The sequence below is a fragment of the Pseudomonas grimontii genome, from assembly GCF_007858185.1.
GTDB classification, from domain to species: domain Bacteria; phylum Pseudomonadota; class Gammaproteobacteria; order Pseudomonadales; family Pseudomonadaceae; genus Aquipseudomonas; species Aquipseudomonas grimontii.
The window spans coordinates 26358-44597 of sequence record NZ_VFES01000034.1; the positions used below are offsets into that span (position 1 = coordinate 26358).

General features: G+C 63.4%; 15 protein-coding genes. All 15 read left to right on the top strand.

Annotated features, from left to right (window positions below; translation table 11 throughout):
• Positions 1-7: 7 nt before the first annotated feature.
• Positions 8-454 (top strand): DUF411 domain-containing protein, encoded by a 447-nt coding sequence (locus FIV39_RS30905; protein ID WP_090403712.1) that lies wholly within the window; start codon positions 8-10, stop codon positions 452-454.
• Between the two features lie 3 nt (positions 455-457).
• The gene (locus FIV39_RS30910; RefSeq protein ID WP_186731570.1) at positions 458-901 is read left to right on the top strand and encodes a YqaA family protein; all 444 of its coding nucleotides are present in this window, start codon (positions 458-460) and stop codon (positions 899-901) included.
• Between the two features lie 44 nt (positions 902-945).
• Positions 946-1947, top strand: coding sequence for an alpha/beta fold hydrolase (locus FIV39_RS30915; protein WP_090403708.1), 1002 nt, complete (start codon positions 946-948; stop codon positions 1945-1947).
• 25 nt (positions 1948-1972) lie between these two features.
• Positions 1973-2926 (top strand): D-2-hydroxyacid dehydrogenase family protein, encoded by a 954-nt coding sequence (locus FIV39_RS30920; protein ID WP_090403706.1) that lies wholly within the window; start codon positions 1973-1975, stop codon positions 2924-2926.
• Positions 2927-3462: 536 nt separating this feature from the next.
• Complete coding sequence (glgA, locus tag FIV39_RS30925; protein WP_090403704.1) at positions 3463-5019, top strand: glycogen synthase GlgA; 1557 nt, start codon at positions 3463-3465, stop codon at positions 5017-5019.
• A gap of 19 nt (positions 5020-5038) precedes the next feature.
• Positions 5039-6784, top strand: a complete 1746-nt coding sequence (gene treZ, locus FIV39_RS30930; RefSeq protein ID WP_090403702.1) for a malto-oligosyltrehalose trehalohydrolase — start codon at positions 5039-5041, stop codon at positions 6782-6784.
• A complete protein-coding gene (gene malQ / locus FIV39_RS30935) occupies positions 6781-8865 on the top strand; it encodes a 4-alpha-glucanotransferase (protein WP_090403700.1) in 2085 nt (694 codons plus the stop codon). Before treZ ends, malQ begins: the two co-directional genes overlap by 4 nt.
• Positions 8862-11612, top strand: a complete 2751-nt coding sequence (locus FIV39_RS30940) for a malto-oligosyltrehalose synthase (protein WP_090403698.1) — start codon at positions 8862-8864, stop codon at positions 11610-11612. The genes malQ and FIV39_RS30940 overlap by 4 nt, the downstream gene beginning before the upstream one ends.
• A gap of 24 nt (positions 11613-11636) precedes the next feature.
• Positions 11637-11906: a DUF2934 domain-containing protein gene (locus FIV39_RS30945; protein WP_065925222.1), complete on the top strand. Its 270-nt coding sequence runs from the start codon at positions 11637-11639 to the stop codon at positions 11904-11906.
• A 132-nt stretch (positions 11907-12038) separates the two neighbouring features.
• Positions 12039-14198 carry a glycogen debranching protein GlgX gene (glgX, locus tag FIV39_RS30950; RefSeq protein ID WP_090403696.1) on the top strand — a complete coding sequence of 720 codons (2160 nt, stop codon included), beginning with the start codon at positions 12039-12041 and terminating at the stop codon, positions 14196-14198.
• Between the two features lies 1 nt (position 14199).
• On the top strand, positions 14200-15198 hold the full coding sequence (locus FIV39_RS30955; protein WP_090403694.1) for an acyl-CoA dehydrogenase family protein: 999 nt from the start codon (positions 14200-14202) through the stop codon (positions 15196-15198).
• Positions 15195-15953 (top strand): PIG-L deacetylase family protein, encoded by a 759-nt coding sequence (locus FIV39_RS30960; protein ID WP_090403691.1) that lies wholly within the window; start codon positions 15195-15197, stop codon positions 15951-15953. Before FIV39_RS30955 ends, FIV39_RS30960 begins: the two co-directional genes overlap by 4 nt.
• Complete coding sequence (locus FIV39_RS30965) at positions 15950-16549, top strand: SAM-dependent methyltransferase (protein ID WP_090403689.1); 600 nt, start codon at positions 15950-15952, stop codon at positions 16547-16549. Before FIV39_RS30960 ends, FIV39_RS30965 begins: the two co-directional genes overlap by 4 nt.
• Positions 16546-17205 (top strand): glycosyltransferase, encoded by a 660-nt coding sequence (locus tag FIV39_RS30970; RefSeq protein WP_090403688.1) that lies wholly within the window; start codon positions 16546-16548, stop codon positions 17203-17205. The genes FIV39_RS30965 and FIV39_RS30970 overlap by 4 nt, the downstream gene beginning before the upstream one ends.
• 176 nt (positions 17206-17381) lie before the next feature.
• The gene (locus FIV39_RS30975; RefSeq protein WP_090403687.1) at positions 17382-18143 is read left to right on the top strand and encodes a PIG-L deacetylase family protein; all 762 of its coding nucleotides are present in this window, start codon (positions 17382-17384) and stop codon (positions 18141-18143) included.
• Positions 18144-18240: the final 97 nt, after the last annotated feature.

Genomic DNA, 18240 nt, shown 5'->3' on the forward strand with positions numbered 1-18240 from the left:
GACCTCAATGAAAACCCCGTTGCGATTGGCCCTGCTTTCAGCGTTGTTCACCACCACCCTGGCCCAGGCCGCCGACCTGATCCCCATCGACGTGCACCGCGACGCCAATTGCGGCTGCTGCAAAAAGTGGATCAGCCATTTGGAAAGCAACGGCTTCAAGGTCAATGACCATGTCGAAGCCGACATGAGCACGGTCAAACAACGGCTGGGCGTGGCCCCGCGCCTGGGCTCGTGCCATACCGCCGTGATCGACGGCAAGTTCGTCGAAGGCCATGTGCCCGCCGAGCAGGTGCTGGCGTTGCGCAAGCGCGACGACCTGCTGGGAATCGCCGCACCGGGCATGCCCATGGGTTCGCCGGGCATGGAAGTGGATGGGCGCGGTGAGGCGTATCAAGTCATCGGCCTGACCCACGACGGGCAGGACGTGGTGGTGGCAGACTACCCGGCGCACTGATCGGTGCTGATGGGTTACCTGGGGCTGTTTCTCGCCGCGTTTGGCGCGGCGACCCTATTGCCATTGCAATCGGAGGCGGTGCTGGTTGGCCTGCTGGTCAGCGGGCATTACAGCCTGTGGTTGCTGCTGGGGATTGCCACCTTGGGCAATGTCCTCGGCTCGCTGGTCAATTGGTGGCTGGGACGCTGGGTGGAGCACTTCAAGCAGCGTCGCTGGTTTCCAGTCAGCGACAAGCAGTTGCAAAAAGCCCGCCACCATTACCAACGCTGGGGCCATTGGACGCTGCTGCTCAGTTGGGTGCCCGTCATTGGCGACCCGCTGACGTTGGTGGCCGGGGTGATGCGTGAACCGTTGTGGCGATTCCTGCTGCTGGTGACCCTGGCCAAGGGCCTGCGTTACGCGGTGCTCGCCGCCGTGACCTTGCAGTGGGTGTTAATCCCCCGTTAATCCCCCGCCAACAGCATCCGGGCACCCTACTCGGAGCCCCGCCCATGCCTCTATCCCGCGTCTTTTGCATCGCCGGCCTGCTGACGGCCAGCATCTCCCCCGCGTTCGCCGCCAGCTATGGCCCTGAGCTGCAAGGCTTCCAATACCCCTATCCCCTGGAACATTTCCACTTCCAATCCCAAGGCAAAGCCCTTCAAATGGGCTACATGGACGTACCGGCCAAAGGTCAGCCCAACGGGCGCAGCGTGGTACTGATGCATGGCAAGAACTTTTGCGGCGCCACCTGGGAAGGCACCATCAAGGCCCTGAGCGACGCCGGTTATCGGGTGGTCGCACCGGACCAGATCGGTTTCTGCAGCTCCAGCAAGCCCGACCACTACCAGTACAGCTTCCAGCAGTTGGCCCTCAACACCCATCAACTGCTGGAAAAACTTGGCATTCAAAAGGCCACGCTGCTCGGCCATTCCACCGGTGGCATGCTCGCCACCCGTTACGCGCTGATGTACCCCGAGCAGACCGAGCAGCTCGGGCTGGTGAATCCCATCGGCCTGGAAGACTGGAAAGCCTTGGGCGTGCCCACCCTCAGCGTCGACCAGTGGTATGCGCGGGAGCAGAAAGTCAGCGCCGAGGGGATTCGCAAGTACCAGCTCAACACCTATTACGTCGGACGCTGGAAGCCCGAGTACGAGCGTTGGGTCGACATGTATGCGGGCCTGAGCAATGGCCCCGGACACACGCTGGTCGCATGGAACTCGGCGTTGATTTACGACATGATCTTCACCCAACCGGTGTACTACGAGTTCAAGAATCTGCAGATGCCCACCCTGTTGCTCATCGGTACCGCCGACACCACCGCCATCGGCAAAGACATTGCGCCGCCGGCGGTCAAGGCCAGGATCGGCAACTACGCGGTATTGGGCAAGCAAGTGGCCGAGCTGATTCCCCGCGCGACCCTGGTGGAGTTCCCAGGCCTGGGCCATGCACCGCAGATGGAAGAGCCCGCGAAGTTTCACCAGGCGCTGTTGCAGGGCTTGAACGCCCTTTAATCCAACTTTTTCGAGGCACGCGTGAATGTCGGTACAGATCGCAGTCATTGATGATTGGCAGAATGTGGCCAGTGACCTGGTGGATTGGTCGGTACTCGAGGCCGTGGGACGGGTGCACTTCCTGCACGACTACCCGGCCGATACCGCCACGATGATTGAGCGTTTGAAGGGGTTCGCGGTTATTTGCGTCATGCGCGAACGCTCGACCTTCGACAAAGCCCTGCTGCAAGGTTTGCCCAGCCTCAAGTTGCTGGTGACCGGCGGCATGCGCAATGCCGCCATCGACATTGCCGCCGCCAAGGCCCTGGGCATCCAGGTGTGCGGCACCGACAGCTATAAGCAGGCGGCGCCGGAGCTGACCTGGGCGCTGATCATGGCGTCTACGCGCAATCTGCTGGCCGAAGCCAACTCACTGCGCGCCGGTGGCTGGCAGGTCGGCCTGGGCGGCGACCTGTATGGCAAGACGTTGGGGGTTCTCGGGCTGGGCAGCATTGGCCAGAAGGTCGCGCAGTTCGCCCAGGTATTCGGCATGCGGGTGATTGCCTGGAGTGAAAACCTCACGCCGGAGCGCGCCGCGCAAGCCGGGGTGACCTGGGTCAGCAAGCGCGAGCTGTTTGAGCAGGCCGACATACTCAGCGTTCATTTGGTGCTCAGCGACCGCAGCCGTGGCCTGGTCGACGCCGAGGCCTTGAGCTGGATGAAGCCGACCGCCCGCTTGGTGAATACCGCGCGCGGGCCGATTGTGGATGAGCAGGCGCTGGTGCAGGCCCTGACCGCTGGTCGCCTGGCGGGCGCGGCACTGGACGTATTCGCCGAGGAACCGCTGCCGGTCGATCACCCGTTCCGCCACTTGCCCAACGTCCTCGCCACGCCTCATGTGGGGTACGTGAGCGAACAGAACTACCGGCAGTTCTATCAGCAGATGATTGAAGACGTCCAAGCCTGGGCCAAGGGCGCGCCCATTCGCGTGCTCGGCTGACGCACCAATACAGGGCAGCCGCACTACTGTGGCGAGCGGGCTTGTCCCGCGTTGGGCTGCGCAGCAGCCCCAAAACCAGGCGCAGAAGGAGTACCTGATACACCGCATTCGTCTTCATCAGGGGCGCTTCGCACCCCAACGCGGGACAAGGCCGCTCGCCACAGGACGCCCTGCAGCCCACAAAAATCTCGTCGCGTACAACTTCGCATATCGTTACAAGTTTTTTGTCCTACAAAATTCCCACATAAACCCTACAGGCTCTAGGATCTGTCCTAGACTGATGACCGATGGGTCCGTTCCAAAACAAAAACCCCGCAAAAAATCGAAACTTTCGAACTCTGCCGTAGGTCCAGTTTTAAGGTAAGGCGAGCGCACACGGTTCAGACCCGATGCCCGTCTATCCAATCTATTTAAGCCGACCGTGCAACTGGCATAAGCCTTGCCAGTTTGTATAGCGCTTGTGCGCCTGGCCGCAGGATGCGGTCTTCGGAGCTAGTGGCAGCGGGCCATTAGCCAACCAACATTGGGAGAGAACTATGATCAGTGCCGCTGTAGATACTCAGGGAGAGCGTTTTAGTAAGGCGGCAGAGGGGCCAACGTCACTGGCCGACCTGCCCAACACTGTGCGGCCGATCGTGAGTAATAATCCCAATCGAAAGAAGGTATTGTTCGTCACCTCCGAGTTTGCCGACCTGGTGAAAACCGGTGGCCTGGGCGACGTGTCCGCGGCCCTGCCCCGCGCCATGGCCCACTTGCACGATGTGCGCGTCCTGATCCCCGGTTACCCGCAGGTGATGGAAAGCGACAACCCGATCCATATCATCGGTGAACTGGGTGGCCACGCCGCGCTGCCGCCGTGCAAGATCGGGCGCATGGACCTCAAGGACGGCCTGGTCATCTATGTGTTGATCTGCCCCGAGCTCTACGAGCGCGAAGGCACGCCGTACGGCGCCAACAACGGCCGCGACTGGCCGGACAACCATATTCGCTTCGCCCGCCTGGGCCTGGCCGCTGCCGACATGGCCGCCAACCTCGCGCAGATCCACTGGTGCCCGGACCTGGTGCACGCCCACGACTGGCCCGCCGGCCTGGCACCCGCCTATATGCACTGGCGTGGGTCACGCACACCGACCCTGTTCACCATTCATAACCTCGCCTATCAGGGCGTGGTCAGCCTGGCCTCGACGCCGGAGTTGGGGATTCCGCCCCACGCGCTGCAGCAGGAAGGCATGGAGTTCTACGGCAAGATGTCGTTCCTCAAGGCCGGCATGGCGTATTCCAGCCATATCACCACCGTGAGCGCGACTTACGCCCAGGAAATCACCACCCCGGAATTCGGCTGCGGCCTCGACGGTTTCCTCGCCGCCAAGACCCAGCAAGGCCTGCTCAGTGGTATCCCCAACGGCATCGATGAAAGTTGGGAAACCTCCACCGACACGCACCTGACCCACAACTTCAATATCGGCGACTGGGAAGGCAAGGCCATCAACGCCGACCACGTGCGCGAACTGTTCGGCCTGCATGACTCCAGCGGCCCGCTGTTCGCCGTGGTCTCGCGCCTGGTTTACCAAAAAGGCCTGGACCTCACCGAAGCGGTGGCCAGCTTTATCGTCGAGAACGGTGGCCAGATCGCCATCATTGGTCGCGGCGAGCCGGAAGAAGAACAGGCCATGCGCGAACTGGCGTTGCGCTTCCCCGGCCAGGTCGGTGTACGCATCGGCTTTAACGAGACCGACGCGCGCCGCATGTTCGCCGGCAGTGACTTCCTGCTGATGCCTTCGCGTTACGAGCCTTGCGGCCTGAGCCAGATGTATGCCCAACGCTTCGGTTCGCTGCCGGTGGCACGCAATACCGGCGGGCTGGCGGACACCATCGAGAATGGCGTCACCGGCTTCCTGTTCAATGAGTCCACGGTAGAAAGCTACGAAGAAGCCCTGAGCCGCGCGTTCCGGGTATTCGCCAATAAAGGCCTGCTCAACGCCATGCGCAGCCGCGCCATGACCCAACCCTTCAACTGGTGCCAGGCGGTGGAACCCTACGCCGAGCTGTATGAACAACTGGTCGCCAAGGCCTTGGGGAATTCGACTAAATAATCAAGGGAGGTCTTCATAGATGCCGTTACGGACTTTGGAAACCTGGCCCCACGGCGCAATCATGCTGGACGCGCAACACACGCGTTTTGCCTTGTGGGCGCCAGACGCGTTTTATGTCAGCGTTGAATTGGAAAACGGTAAATCCATCGCCATGCTGCCCCAGGCAGATGGCTGGTTCGAGACCGAAGTGAAGTGCCCGGCGGGCACGCGCTACCGCTACAACATCGATGGGGAAATGGAGGTTCCCGACCCCGCGTCCAGGGCCCAGGCCTCGGATGTGCATGGCTGGAGCCTGGTAGTCGACCCGCTCGCCTACTCCTGGCGCCACGCCAATTGGCAAGGCCGCCCCTGGCACGAAGCCGTGATCTACGAACTGCACGTAGGCGCGATGGGCGGCTACGCCGAAGTCGAAAAACACCTGCCACGCCTGGCTGAGCTGGGCTTTACCGCGATCGAATTGATGCCGCTGGCGCAATTTCCCGGTGAGCGCAATTGGGGGTATGACGGCGTGCTGCCCTACGCACCGCAATCCTCCTACGGCTCCCCCGAGCAACTCAAACACCTGATTGACAGTGCCCATGAGCACGGCCTCGCCGTGATCCTCGACGTGGTCTACAACCACTTCGGCCCTGACGGCAATTACCTGGGCCAATACGCCAAGGGCTTCTTCCAGGAAGACGTGCACACGCCGTGGGGCGCCGGTATCGACTTCGAGCGGCGTGAAGTACGGAATTTCTTCCTCGATAACGCGCTGATGTGGCTGCTCGAGTACCGCTTCGACGGCCTGCGCCTGGACGCGGTGCACGCCATCGACAACCCCGGTTTCCTCCAGGAACTCGCGCATCGCGTACGCCAGCAGTCGGACATCGGGCGGCATGTGTGGCTGGTGCTGGAAAACGAGCTGAACCAGGCCAGCCTGCTCAAGGAGGATTTCGACGCGCAATGGAATGATGACTTCCATAACGTGCTGCACGTGTTGCTGACCGGCGAAACCGATGCCTATTACAGCGACTTTGCCCAAGACCCCACGGCCAAACTCGCCCGTTGCCTGGGCGAAGGGTTTATCTACCAGGGCCACACTACCCGTCATGGTCATGAACGTGGCGAGCCGAGCGGTGAACTGCCGCCCACGGCGTTTGTTTCCTTCCTGCAGAACCACGACCAGATCGGCAACCGCGCCCTGGGCGAACGCCTGCACCAGCTCTGCTCGCCACAAGCGCTCGAGGCCGCGACCGCCCTGCTGCTGCTGTCGCCGATGATTCCGCTGATGTTCATGGGCGATGAAGTGAACGCGCGCGAGCCGTTCCTGTTTTTCACCGATCACCACGGCGAACTGGCCGAAGCGGTACGTGAGGGCCGGCGCAACGAGTTTGCCGACTTCGCCGCGTTCCACGATCCCGAGCGACGTGAACGCATCCCGGATCCCAACGCGCTGTCGACATTCGAGCAGTCGGCCCCGGTGATCGCCGACCACCCACACGCCCAGCTCTATCGCCAACTGCTCAGCCTGCGCCACCGGCATATCGTGCCGCACCTGCCTGGCGCTCGGGCATTGGGTGCGCAGGTGCTGGCCGACAGCGCCGTCAGTGCGCGCTGGCGCCTGGGCAATGGCAGCCTGTTGCAGATCGACCTGAACCTGAGCGCCACGCCGCTGGATCACCCGGCGAACGCGCCGGTCCTGTTTCAAACGCCGGCCCTGCAAGGTACGCAACTGCCGCCCTTCAGCGCCCGCGTCACCCTATCCCCTGTTGGAGAGCAGCCTTGAGCGAAGCGAACCTGGAAATCCTCGCCAGCCGCGCGGGCCTGGCCGTCGATTGGATCGACGCAAACGGCCGCCCGCAACGAGTGACACCCGACGCCTTGCGCGCGGTTCTCAAAGGCCTGGGCCACCCGGCCGGCAACGATGCCGACATCAACGCCAGCCTGCTTGAACTGGAGCGCGTACAACAAGACAAACACCTGCCGCCCCTGATGACCGTCGACAGCGGTGAAGGCCTCGACCTCGCACGCTACTTCGAGCCCGACACCCTGTGCCGAGTCAACCTCGAAGACGGCGAGGCCCTGGAGCTGCGCCTCGACGGCGACTCGGTGTTGCCCGGCGTTATCGCCCTGGGCTACCACCAGGTGCATATCAACGACCAAAGCTTCACCCTCGCGGTCGCACCCAGCCATTGCTACAGCGTGGCCGAAGCGGTGGACAACCGGCCCGCCCGCGCCTGGGGCCTGAGCGCCCAGCTGTACTCCCTGCGCCGTTTGGGCGATGGCGGTTTCGGCGACACCCTGGCCCTGGAACACCTGGCCCGTTCCGCCGCCGAACGCGGCGCCGATGCCCTGGCGATCAGCCCGACGCACGCGATGTTCAGCGCCGACACCGAGCGCTACAGCCCGTACTCGCCGTCCAGCCGACTGTTCCTCAACAGCCTGTATGCCTCGCCCGCCTGTATTTTGGGTGAACGTGAGGTGCGCAATGCGATTGAAGCCATTGGCCTGGAAGAAGAGTTGCACGCGCTGGAACAGCACACCCTGATCGACTGGCCCGTCGCCGCCCAGGCCAAACAGCGCCTGTTGCGCGCGCTGTATGAAGACTTCCGCCACGGCCATCACCCGCAGCACGCGGACTTTCTGAGTTTCCGCCAGGCCGGCGGCGAAGCCTTGGAAAACCATTGCCGCTTCGAAGCCATACAGGCTGTGCGCGCCGCTGCGGGCGAGGACCTGGACTGGCGCCACTGGCCTGAAGAGTGGCGTTCGCCGCAGAGCCCTGCTCTGGCTTCGTTCGCCGAAGAGCACCACGCCGAGATCGGCTTCTACGCCTTCGGCCAATGGCTGATCGCCCGTTGCCTGGAGCGCGCCCAACAAGCCGCCAAAGGCAGTGGCATGGGCGTTGGCTTGATCGCTGACCTGGCCGTCGGCGCCGACGGCGGTGGCAGCCAGGCCTGGAGCCGCCAGGATGAGTTGCTGGCCGACCTAACCGTGGGCGCGCCGCCCGACATCCTTAATCGCGCCGGCCAAGGCTGGGGCATTTCTGCATTCTCGCCCGAAGGCCTCAAGCGCAACGGCTTCCGCGCCTTTATCGAGATGCTGCGGGCCAACTTCGCCCATGCCGGCGGCTTGCGCATCGACCATGTGATGGGCCTGCAACGCCTGTGGGTGATCCCCATGGACGCCTCGCCACGCGAGGGCGCTTACCTGTATTACCCGGTGGACGACCTGTTGCGCCTGCTGGCGTTGGAATCTCACCGCCACCAGGCCATCGTGCTCGGTGAAGACCTGGGCACGGTCCCCGATGGGCTGCGCGAAAAACTCATCGCCCGCTCGATCCTCGGCATGCGCGTGCTGCTCTTCGAACAAGGCCACGACGGCCAGTTCAAGCCGATCCTCGACTGGCCGGACAACGCCCTGGCCACCACCAGCACCCACGACTTGCCGACCCTCAACGGTTGGTGGCACAGCCGCGATATCGACTGGAACGTCCAGTTGGGCCTGATCGATGCGCCCACCGTGGAGCAATGGAGCGAACACCGCTTGCGTGAACGCCAGGCGCTGCGCCAGGCATTGAGCCAGGACCCGCAGAACTTCGTCGATGAGATCCGCAACGAAACCGACCACATGATCGACGCCAGCGTGCGCTACCTCGGCCACACCCGTGCGCCGCTGGTGCTGTTGCCGCTGGAAGACGCGCTGGGCCTCGAAGAACAAGCCAACCTGCCCGGCACTACCGATACCCACCCTAATTGGCGCCGCCGTTTACCGGGCGAGGCCTCCAGCCTGCTCGACAACGCCGGTGCCGGGCGCCGCCTCGAACTGCTGGCAGTCGCGCGCAACCAAGCCTATGAGCGTGACCGATGAAAGCCCTGCCCCTGCGCGCTACCCAGCGCCTGCAATTCCACAAAGGTTTCACCCTGGATGACGCGGTCCCCCTGGTACCGTATTTCGCGCAATTGGGCATCAGCCACCTGTATGCCTCGCCCTTGTTGAGCGCCCGCGCCGGTTCCATGCACGGCTACGATGTGGTCGACCCCACCAGCGTCAACCCCGAGTTGGGCGGCGAACCGGCCTTGCGCCGTCTGGTCGCGGCCCTGCGTGAACACGATATGGGGCTGATCCTCGATATCGTCTCCAACCATATGGCTGTGGGCGGCGCCGACAACCCTTGGTGGCTGGACCTGTTGGAATGGGGGCGCCTGAGCCCCTACAGCGAGTTCTTCGACATCCAGTGGCATTCGCCCGACCCGCTGCTCAAGGGCCAATTGCTCATGCCCTTCCTCGGCAGCGACTACGGCGAAGCCTTGCAGAGCGGCACGCTGACGCTGCATTTCGATGCAACCCACGGTGCGTTTTACGTTGAGCATTACGAACACCGCTTCCCGATCTGCCCACGGGATTACGCGGCGATCCTCGGCTCCGATGAACGACTCAAACCCCTGGCCGACCGCTTCAGCGCCCTCGCCTATCAGGATGACGCCTATGCCGAAGCCGCCTGGCTCAAGCAGGTATTGGCCGAGCGCGCCACCGAAGTCCTGGAGGTCATCGAACAGCGGCTGACCGAGTTCGACGCACGCACACCCGAGGGTTTCCAACGCCTGCATCACCTGCTGGAGCAACAGGCCTACCGCCTGGCCAGCTGGCGCACGGCGGCGGACGACATCAACTGGCGGCGCTTCTTCGACGTCAACGAACTGGGCGGGCTGCGGGTCGAACGCACGGCGGTGTTCGAAGCCACCCACGGCAAGATCTTCGAACTGATCAGCGAAGGCCTGGTGGATGGCCTGCGCATCGACCACATCGACGGCCTGGCCGACCCACGCGGTTATTGCCGCAAGCTGCGCCGTCGGGTGGACGCGTTGTCGCCCGAACGGCACTTGCCGATCTTCGTCGAAAAGATCCTCGGTGAGGGCGAAACCCTGCGGCGCGACTGGCAGGTGGACGGCACCACCGGCTACGAATTCATGAACCAACTGTCGCTGCTGCAACACCATCCCGAGGGCTTTGCGCCACTGGCGGACTTATGGACGCGCCATAGCGAACGGCCTTCAGCGTTTATCGAAGAGGCGCGGCTGGCCCGCCAGCAAATCCTCAACGGTTCCTTGGGCGGCGACTTTGAAAGCGTGGCCCAGGCCCTGTTACAAGTAGCCCGCGACGACGTGATGACCCGCGACCTGACCCTCGGCGCGATCCGCCGCGCGTTGCAGGAACTGATCGTGCATTTCCCGGTGTACCGCACTTACATCAGCGCCCGGGGCCGTAGCGCCGATGACGACACGGTGTTCCAGCAGGCCATGGACGGTGCCCGCACGACCCTCGGCGAGGGCGACTGGCCGGTGCTCGAACATCTGGAAAAATGGCTCGGCGGCCAACCCTGGCGCAATCGCCCGGTGGGCCGTGAGCGCAAGATCCTCAAGCATGCCTGCGTGCGCTTCCAGCAACTGACCTCGCCGGCTGCGGCCAAGGCCGTGGAAGACACCGCGTTCTACCGCTCGGCCGTGCTGCTGTCGCGCAACGACGTGGGCTTCAGCACCGAGCAGTTCTGCGCGCCGCTGGCCGAGTTTCATGCCGTCAACCAACAGCGTTTGCAGCGTTTCCCCGACAACTTGCTGGCTACCGCCACCCATGACCACAAGCGCGGCGAAGACACCCGTGCGCGCCTGGCCGTGCTCAGCGAGTGCGCGCCGTGGTACGTCGAGCAAGTGGAGCATTGGCGCACCCTGGCAGCGCCGTTGCGCGACGACGCGACCACACCGTCGGCCGGCGATGAGCTGATTCTGTATCAGGTGTTGCTGGGCAGTTGGCCGCTGGACCAGGCCGAGGACGTCGAGGGGTATCACCAGCGTCTGTGGCAGTGGCAACAAAAAGCCCTGCGCGAAGCCAAGTTGCAGAGCAGCTGGAGCGCGCCCAACGAGGCCTATGAACAAGGCGTCGAGGCGTTTCTTACACGCCTGCTGCTGACTGAGGAAGGTCGGCCGCTGCGCAGCGCAATCGGCAGCGCCGCCCAGGCCATCGCCCCCGCCGGCGCGGTAAACGGGCTGGCGCAAACCTTGCTTCGCATTACCGTGCCGGGTGTGCCGGACCTGTACCAGGGCGATGAGTTCTGGGACTTCAGCCTGGTGGACCCGGACAACCGTCGCCCGGTGGATTTCACCGCGCGGCAACACGCACTCAACACCCCGCCGGACATCGGCGAACTGTTGTTCAACTGGCGTGACGGGCGTATCAAACAGGCATTGATCGCCCAAGTACTGGCCTTGCGCAAGGCCCATCCGGACGTGTTCCGCAGCGGCCGCTATACACCGCTGGAAGTCGTCGGCGAACACGCCGAGCGGGTGGTCGCGTTCTGCCGTGAACACCAGGGCAAACGCCTGCTGGTGGTGGTGCCACGTTGGCCTTATCACCTGCTTGAAAACGGTGTGCATCCCCAGATCAATGCGCGGGTTTGGGGCGATACACGGGTGAAATTACCGTTCGCCGCGCCAACGCAAAACTGGAAGGGACTTTTTCATACAGGCGCAGTCACACCAGACAAGGAGCTGTTGATCAGCACTGCCCTGGGGGATTTCCCGGTCAATGTCTTTATCAATCCTGATGATCAAGAAAGCTGAAAATTTTCTGTGAGGAGCATTGTGATGAGTACTGAAGACAAACGCATACGCGAACTGGCGCATCAGATCTGGGAGTCTGAAGGTAAACCCCACGGGGAAGACGCGCGCCACTGGGAGATGGCGCGCAAGCTGGCCGAAGCCGAAGCGCTGACGCCGAGCAAACCCAAGCCCGCCGCCAAGCCCAAGACCGCACCCAAGCCTGCGGCGAAGGCCAAGCCACCGGCGCCCGCCGCAAGCAAACCGGCGCCCCCGGCGGCCAAGAAGCCGCCAGCGCCGAAAAAGCCCAAGGCTTAACGCGCACGGGGCCACGAACCTTTTGCCGGCGCTGTCGGCAAAAGGCGATTTCACTCTTCTTCTCATCCGCTGAAAACTCGTCAGCAGGGCCGCGTTCGGCCCGAAAAAAAATAGCCTTGCAGGAGCAACAAAATGAGCAAACCCCATAAGACCCCATCGACGCCGGGTAACGAGCCGTCGCGGATTCGTGAAGGTTTGCCCTTCCCCCTCGGCGCGACCTGGGATGGCCTGGGTGTCAACTTTGCGCTGTTCTCGGCCAACGCCGAGAAAGTCGAACTGTGCCTGTTCGACGACAGCGGCGAAGTGGAACTCGAGCGCATCGAATTGCCCGAATACACCGACGAAATTTTCCACGGTTACTTGCCCGACGCCCACCCTGGGCTGATCTACGGCTACCGTGTATACGGGCCCTATGACCCGGCCAATGGTCATCGTTTCAACCACCACAAATTGCTGATCGACCCCTACGCCAAACAGTTGGTGGGCGAACTCAAATGGTCCGAAGCGCTGTTCGGCTACACCATCGGCCACCCGGATGACGACCTCAGTTTCGACGAACGTGACAGCGCGCCATTCGTGCCCAAATGCAAGGTCATCGACCCGGCGCACACCTGGGGCAACGACCAGCCGGTGCGGGTGCCGTGGGACCGTACGATCATCTACGAAACCCACTTGCGCGGCATCAGCATGCGCCACCCCTCGGTGGGTGAATCGGTGCGCGGCACCTGTGCCGGGTTGATGGAAGATGACGTGCTCAAGCACATCCGCCAGTTGGGCATTTCGTCCGTGGAACTGCTGCCGGTGCACGCCTTTGTCAACGACCAGCACTTGCTGGAAAAAGGCATGACCAACTACTGGGGCTACAACAGCATTGCGTTCTTCGCCCCTGACCCGCGCTACCTGGCCAGCGGCAAGATCGCCGAGTTCAAAGAGATGGTCGCGCACCTGCACGAGCAGAAGCTGGAAGTGATCCTCGACGTGGTCTACAACCACACCGCCGAAGGCAACGAGCGCGGCCCGACCCTGTCCATGCGCGGCATCGACAACGCCTCCTACTACCGGCTGATGCCCGACGACAAGCGCTTCTACATCAACGATTCCGGCACCGGCAATACCCTCGACCTGAGCCACCCGTGCGTGCTGCAGATGGTCACCGACTCCCTGCGTTACTGGGCCACCGAGATGCACGTCGACGGTTTCCGCTTCGACCTGGCGACCATTCTCGGCCGCTACCGCGACGGTTTTGACGAGCGCCACAGCTTCCTCGTGGCCTGCCGCCAGGACCCGGTGCTGCGCCAGCTGAAAATGATCGCCGAGCCTTGGGACTGCGGCCCCGGTGGCTACCAGGTGGGCAACTTCCCACCGGGCTGGGTTGAATGGAATGACCGTTTCCGCGACACCGTGCGCGCCTTCTGGAAAGGCGATGACGGCCAGTTGGCAGACTTCGCCGGGCGCATGACCGCCTCGGGCGAGATGTTCAACCATCGCGGTCGCCGCCCGTACAGCTCGGTGAACTTCATCACTGCCCACGACGGTTTCACCCTGCATGATCTGGTGTCGTACAACGACAAGCACAACGAAGACAACGACGAGAACAACCAGGACGGCAGCAACAACAACCTGTCCTGGAACCATGGCGTCGAAGGCCCTACCGACGACCCGGAAATCAACGCACTGCGCCTGCGTCAGATGCGCAACTTCTTTGCCACGCTGCTGTTGGCCCAGGGTACGCCGATGATCGTGGCCGGTGATGAATTCGCCCGCACCCAGCACGGCAACAACAACGCCTACTGCCAGGACAGCGAGATCGGCTGGGTCAATTGGGAACTGGACGACGACGGCAAGGCGCTGCTCAAGTTCGTCAAGCGCCTGATCAAGCTGCGCCTGGCCTATCCGATCCTGCGTCGTGGGCGCTTCCTGGTGGGCGACTACAACGAAGATATCGGCGTGAAGGACGTCACCTGGTTGTCGCCGGACGGCAATGAGATGACCACCGAACAGTGGGAAGACAGCCACGGCCGTTGCCTGGGCATGCTGATGGATGGCCGCGCCCAGGAAACCGGGATCCGCCGTGCCGGCGCCGACGCTACCCTGCTGCTGGTGGTGAATGCGCACCACGACATGGTCAATTTCCGCCTGCCACCGGTGCCGGAGGGAGAGTTCTGGACCTGCATGCTCGACACCAACGAACCGGCAGTACGTGGCCAGGAACGCTTTGAGTTCGAGCACGAGTACGGCGTGACCGGCCGCTCGCTGCTGCTGTTCGAACTGCAGCGTGACGACGAGGTGTGACATGGCGTTGCATGCATTACTTCAAGACTACGAGGGCTACGCGGACACGCAGGCCCTCGGCGAGGTCCTGAAGGCGCTCCAGAGGGAGGGGCTGGACCAACTGCCCCTGCCCGGCAGCGGCCAGACGTTGGTGCGGCTCAGTCAGCTGGCGCAGGTGGCCAGCCATGACCTGCGCCTGTGCAAGTTGTTCGAAGGCCACACCGATGCGTTGGCAATCATGGCCGAACTCAACTGCTCGTTGCCGCCGCTGGGCAGCATCTGGGGCATGTGGGCCGCGGAACCGCCGAACGCCAAAGTCCAGGTGCGCCAGGACGGTCGACGCTTGCGCCTGGAAGGGCGTAAAGCCTGGTGCTCCGGCGCAGCCGTGGTCACCCATGGGTTGTTGACGGCCTGGGATGATCTGGGGCGCCAGCAACTGGTCGCGGTGCAAATGGACCAACCCGGCGTCAGCGTTACAGACGAGGGTTGGGACGCAGTGGGTATGGCGGCCACCGGCAGCGTCGAGGTCATATTCGACGGCGCCAGTGGGATTGCGGTCGGTGGCCCCGGCGACTACCTCGCTCGCGCTGGGTTCTGGCACGGCGGAATCGGTATCGCGGCCTGCTGGTACGGTGCTGCACAACGCCTGGCTGAAGCCTTGCGCGATCATTGCCGCAAGCGCCCGGAGCCCCATGCCCTCGCCCACCTTGGCGCGGTCGACAGTGCGCTGCACAGCGCCGCGTGTGTGCTGCGGGCCAGCGCCAAACAGGTGGATCGCACGCCCAAGGCCGATGCCCGACAACTGGCCCAGCAGGCCCGGGCCTGTGTCGAAGACAGCGTTGAACAGGTGATCCGCCATGTTGGCCGGGCTGTGGGCGCGGGGCCGTATTGCAAGGACCGGCATTTTGCCCAGTTGATGGCGGACCTGCCGGTGTATGTACGCCAAAGCCATGCCGAGCGTGACCTCGCGGCCCTCGGTGAACGGGTTGCCGGCGAATCCTCAGGGAGGTGGCAGCTATGAAACCCAACCCCATCGTTGGCCAGGGCACACCGTTGCATCGCTGGCAGGACTCGCCGCTGATGGCCGACCTGCCGACGATCAGCGTCGAACAGTTGGTGCCCGAGGGCCAGCGCGCCGTAATCATCGCCCCGCACCCGGACGACGAAGTGTTGGGCTGCGGCGGCCTGCTGCAAGGCTTGGCGGCGCTGGACCGGCCCATTCAATTGATTTCGGTGACCGATGGCAGCGCCAGCCATCCGGGCTCCACCCACTGGTCGGTGGAGCGCTTGAGCGTGGTACGCCCGCAGGAATCGGCGCAGGCCCTGCATCGCCTCGGTGTACCGTTGCACAGCCTGAAATGGTTGCGGGCCGGTTTCACCGACAGCCAGGTGGCGGCGCGGGAAGAACAGCTCAGTGCTTTTATCCAGCGCCACCTCAAGCCCACGGATGTAGTGTTCACCACCTGGCGGGAAGACGGCCATTGCGACCATGAAGCGGTTGGCCGTGCCAGCGCCAAGGCGGCGCAGGCGGTGGGTGCAACGCTGTACGAACTGCCGGTGTGGACCTGGCACTGGGCGTCCCCCGAAAACAGCCTGGTGCCGTGGCACCGCGCGCGCAAAATCCCGCTGACCTGCGAAGCCGTCGCGCGCAAGCGCCACGCCATCCATGCGTTTGCCAGCCAACTGGAGGGTGACCCGCACATCGGCCTGCCGCCGGTGCTCGCGCCCTATGTGGTGGAGCGCCTGCTACAACCTTTTGAAGTGGTATTTGTATGAGTGTGGCGACGCCCTATTTCGATCAACTGTTTGCCGGTAACGACGACCCTTGGGCCTTTCGCCAACGCTGGTATGAGCGACGCAAACGCGCGCTGACCCTGGCGCTGTTGACCCGGCCGCGCTATGCCTCGGTGTTCGAACCCGGTTGTGCCAATGGCGAATTGAGCTTTGAGCTGGCGCCACGCTGTGATCGCCTGTTGTGTTGCGACACCGCCTCGGCTGCCGTCGCCCTGGCGCGCAGCCGCCTGCTGGGCTTTGCCCACGCCCAGGTGCAACAGGGCCGCTTGCCCGAGCAATGGCCGACAGGCGAGTTCGAGCTGATTGTATTGAGCGAGCTGTGCTACTACCTCGACGCCGATGACCTGCGCCACTTGATCGACCGCGCCCTCAACAGCCTGACCGCCAACGGCCAGGTGTTGGCCTGCCATTGGCGCCCGGCTATCGAAGGTTGCCCGCAGACCGCCGAACAGGTACACGGCCTGCTCCATGAACGGCTGGCAATGCCCTTGGTCGCGACGCACCACGAACCCGATTTCCTGCTCGACCTGTGGAGCCGCGACGGCACTTCGGTCGCCACCCTCGAGGGCTTGCGATGATCGGCATTCTGATCCCGGTGCATAACGAAGAGACGTTGCTCGGCGACTGCCTGGAGGCAGCATTGGTCGCCGCCAGCCACCCAGGCTTGCAGGGTGAAGCGGTGCAGATCCTGGTACTGCTCGACAGTTGCAGCGATGCCAGTGCCGCGATTGCCGAAGGTTTCCCGGTGCAGCGTCTGGAGGTGCAGGCCCGCAATGTGGGCCACGTGCGCGGGGTGGGCGCGCGGCATCTGCTCAACCAGGGTGTACGCTGGATTTCGTGCACCGACGCCGACAGCCGCGTGGCCCCCGATTGGCTGGTGGCGCAATTGGCACTCGGCGCCGACGCGGTGTGCGGTACGGTGACCGTGGACGCCTGGAGCGACGACTTCGACCCGGCGGCGCAGATCCGTTACCAGCAGGCATACCAGGCCCGCGACGATCACCGGCATATCCATGGCGCCAACCTGGGCATCAGTGCCGGTGCTTATGTTCGCGCCGGTGGGTTCGAACCGCTGCCGTGTCATGAAGATGTGCAACTGGTGCGCGACCTCGAACGCTGCGGCGCTTCCATCGCCTGGAGCCACGCGCCGCAAGTCATCACCAGCGCGCGCCTGGAGGCCCGCGCCCAAGGCGGATTCGGCGATTATTTGAAGAGCCTGATGATCCCTTCTTGAAAAAACGACATTACAGAATGTAAAAATGACCAATCCTTGTCTATGCTGAGGGTGCCTTGCTGGTCATTCAGGATTGGATTGCCACGCACACACCGCGGCGGAGTCTGTGGTGAATAAATAGAGTCGTCCCGTCAACGGGCCACGACCCAGCATCAATTGACAAGGATGTGTCACCCATGAAGCTTGCCTCCTTAAGCGACGGCCGCCGCGGCCCCGCGCAAATCTGGAACAGCGCACCACAGCTGGCACAAATTCCCCCGATCACGCCGACCTCACTGGTGCCGCCTGGCGCCCGCGTAGTGGTGATTGCGCCCCACCCCGGCGACGAAGTGTTGGCCTGCGGCGGGTTACTGCAATTGCTCAGCACCCTGGAATATCCCCTGCAACTGATCTCCATCACGGACGGCAGCGCCAGCCACCCCGGCTCGCACGTCTGGCCGGCCAGCCGCCTGAGTGTCGTGCGGCCCCAGGAAAGCGCCGAAGCACTGCGCCGCCTGGGCATGCCCCTGCACAGCCTGAAGTGGATTCGCGGCGGTTTTTGCGACAACGCGCTGGCAACCCGTGAACCGCAGCTGAGCCAATTTATCGCGCGTTACCTGCAACCGGGCGATGTGGTGTTTACCACCTGGCGCAACGACGGCAACACCGACCACGATGCCGTCGGCCGTGCCAGTGCCAAGGCCTGCACCCTGGTGGGTGCGCAGTTGTATGAACTGCCGATCCGGGCCTGGCACTGGCCCGCACGCGAAGGCGCGATGATCCCCTGGCAGCGCGCACGCAAGGTGCGCCTGGACATCTGGAGCGTGGCGCGCAAGCTCCACGCCGTCCATGCGTATGCCAGCCAATTGGCGGGCGACCCGCAGATCGGCCTGGCACCGATCCTGGCCCAGGAGCTGCTTGAACGTATGCGCGAGCCTTACGAGATTGTGTTTGCGTAAACGCCCACTCGTCTGTACCTGTTATTTCTGACAGTAGCGCTCGCCATGATGTGCGTCTAAGGTGCAAAAAGTGCTGCACAGGTTGAGGTGCAGTCGA